Raw genomic sequence first — 2,336 nt, 5'->3', positions numbered from 1 at the left:
GAAGGTGCGCCACGCACGCGTCGCGATCAGCACGAACGGGAACACGACCGCGAGCTGAGGCTTGATCGCGAGCAGCCCGATCAGCACGCCCGCGAGCACCGGACGCTTGCCGAGCAGATGCAGCGCGAGTGCCGCGAGGCCGGCGGTCAGGATGCTGTTCTGACCGAACAGCGCGGACATGCACACCGCCGAATACGCGATGACGACCACCATCGCGGCGCGCGGCACGGGAAGATGCGCACGCAGTCCCGACAACCGCGAGACGGCGAGCGCGTAGCATAAAAGACTGCCCGCGAAAAAGAGGAAGTAAGCGGGCAGGAAAGGCACGAGGGCAACCGGCGCGATGAACAGCAGCATCGTCGGCGGATAGAGCCAGGGAAGCGGCCGGTGTTGGAGAAACGCACCGAAGTGCGCGAACTCGGCCTGCACGAATGACGAAGCGTCGTAGGCCGATGCGGCATGGCCTTGCAACACGAGATGCGATGCGGTCCAGAAGACCGAGAAGTCGGTGCCGGGGCGGGCCGTGGCGTTCGACGTGAAGCCGTTGGTGACGACGCCCCAGACGATCACCAGCGCAGCGAAGAGCATCAGCATGATGCAGCTGTACGGAATGATCCGGTCCGCCGTTAGCCATTGAGCACAGCGTATTGCGCGATCGCGCGTTCCACGATTGGCTGTGTACATGATGCCCCGTCTGTCGTGTGGCCGCGTGGTCTGTCGCAGCCGTTTGATGTTGTCGTGCCTGCGGATCGATCGCTCTGAAATGGCGTTGTCCGTGAATTCATTGTTGAAGAAAAAATCGCGTGATGCAAACCGCGCACGGTCGGCCGACATTGAATGTGTTCAGCGATTCGGGTGAAAACCGCCATTTCTGGTATGAGAAAACGCCATTACCGGGATTCGTGTTTCTGGCCTGAAACATTCCGCGATTTTTACCGGCTGTGCGTGCCGCCGGACCCGCGACGCCCGAGCGGCTCGCGGGGTTCGGGAAAATCCCGAGAAAATTTTTTAGGCCCTTTGTGCAGCGCGGCGACGGCGTTTCATGCCGGCTGCATTCGCCGGCACCGCATATATCAAAGTTGAAACATTTCGGCTGCCGGGCGTTTGACGGGCGGCCGTGTGGATCGCCGGAACCCTTGGTGCGCCTCGATTCCGCCCGGGATGGTCCGCTCTTTGCGTAAGCGTTGGCACGGCAGTCGACGACGTGACGACCGGGCGGTTCAGGCAAACAGCAGAGGAACCGGCTCGCGAATCACCTGCGGAAAAGACGGGCCGGAGCGCGTCGGGGAATACGCCGCTCCAGGTCGATCAACCGCGGCAACCGTCGTCGAACGACCAACGAGACCCGATAGCTTCCGGGCAATAAGAAATCGGCATGGCGGTACATGGGGAATAAAAATGAACGACCACAGCACATCGCGGATCGCAAGCCGCGTTAAAGACACATTGCAGCTTTGCCGGGAGTTCATCTCTCGTTCAACCGAATTCCATGCGTCGAACGGCAGTCGTGCCGTTCCGGTCGCTCGACTCGCCCGGTTCATCCGGCCGGTCGAACCGTACACGCGTCTCTCATGCTCCGTCTCGCCGATATCCGTTCGCACGGACCGGGGTGGTCCACCCCGTTTCCGCGACTGATCGTCGGTTGCCGATTTCCAGAGTAGTGCCGGTGGTGCCAGCCCCCGACGTCCTGACCGACGAAGGGTATTTCATAGCAGTCCGAAAGGAGAGTGCTCATGTCGAGAATCATCGAAAAGATCGCCTGGTTCGTCGAGGATCAGGACGGTGTGACGGCCATCGAATACGGCCTGATCGCCGCGCTGATCGCGATCGGCATCGTCGGTGCGCTGACGACGGTCGGTACGGATCTGAAGACCGTCTTCAACACGGTCGCCGACGATCTGGATTCGGTCGTAGCAGCCATTTGACGAACGGTACGACGAACGACCCTCCGGATTGTTCGTCGGCACCACACGGCATCAACAACCTGCCTCGACGTATCGATGCCGGATCATCCGATCCAGCCGGCGCGCCAGGCTTCGAAAGTGACTACGCAAGGAGATCATCATGTCCAAGTTCATTCAACAAGTCGGCCGTTTCGTCCGCGATGAAGACGGTGTGACGGCCATCGAATACGGCCTGATCGCCGCGCTGATCGCCATCGGCATCATTGCCGCGCTGTCGACGGTCGGCAAGGACCTCAAGACCGTGTTCACCACGATCGCGGACGACCTCGATTCGGCGGTCGCAGCCATCTGATGGACCGTGCCGCGGACGGCTCGGCTGGTGCAGCGTTCGAGCCGTCCCCGGCGATTCCGTCAACCGGAAACCGGAGACCG

At 61.4% G+C, this 2,336-nt stretch carries 4 protein-coding genes; 2 read left to right on the top strand and 2 right to left on the bottom strand.

What is annotated here, in order from left to right; all coding sequences use genetic code 11:
• Both JMF90_RS33790 and JMF90_RS33785 read right to left on the bottom strand, forming a co-directional pair.
• Positions 1-684, bottom strand: a 684-nt coding sequence (locus JMF90_RS33790) for a glycosyltransferase family 87 protein (protein WP_201326051.1), incomplete at its 3' end; no start/stop codon positions are given.
• A 536-nt stretch (positions 685-1,220) separates the two neighbouring features.
• Positions 1,221-1,562 (bottom strand): hypothetical protein, encoded by a 342-nt coding sequence (locus JMF90_RS33785; RefSeq protein ID WP_125381216.1) that lies wholly within the window; start codon positions 1,560-1,562, stop codon positions 1,221-1,223.
• A gap of 171 nt (positions 1,563-1,733) precedes the next feature.
• Between JMF90_RS33785 and JMF90_RS33780 the strand changes: the two genes are divergently transcribed.
• Positions 1,734-1,925, top strand: a complete 192-nt coding sequence (locus JMF90_RS33780) for a Flp family type IVb pilin (protein ID WP_011549060.1) — start codon at positions 1,734-1,736, stop codon at positions 1,923-1,925.
• 139 nt (positions 1,926-2,064) lie between these two features.
• Positions 2,065-2,256: a Flp family type IVb pilin gene (locus JMF90_RS33775; RefSeq protein WP_011549059.1), complete on the top strand. Its 192-nt coding sequence runs from the start codon at positions 2,065-2,067 to the stop codon at positions 2,254-2,256.
• The last annotated feature ends 80 nt before the right edge of the window (positions 2,257-2,336 follow it).

The organism is Burkholderia sp. E168m23, assembly GCF_016586125.1.
In the GTDB taxonomy this organism is placed as follows: domain Bacteria; phylum Pseudomonadota; class Gammaproteobacteria; order Burkholderiales; family Burkholderiaceae; genus Burkholderia; species Burkholderia orbicola.
Note: the sequence above shows the minus strand (reverse complement) of the source record. Positions and strands in the feature narration are given on the sequence as shown.

Bases quoted from the DNA above. Each gene is read 5' to 3' on its own strand.
- JMF90_RS33780 (WP_011549060.1), top strand. From the start codon at position 1,734: ATGTCGAGAATCATCGAAAAGATCGCCTGGTTCGTCGAGGATCAGGAC.
- JMF90_RS33775 (WP_011549059.1), top strand. From the start codon at position 2,065: ATGTCCAAGTTCATTCAACAAGTCGGCCGTTTCGTCCGCGATGAAGAC.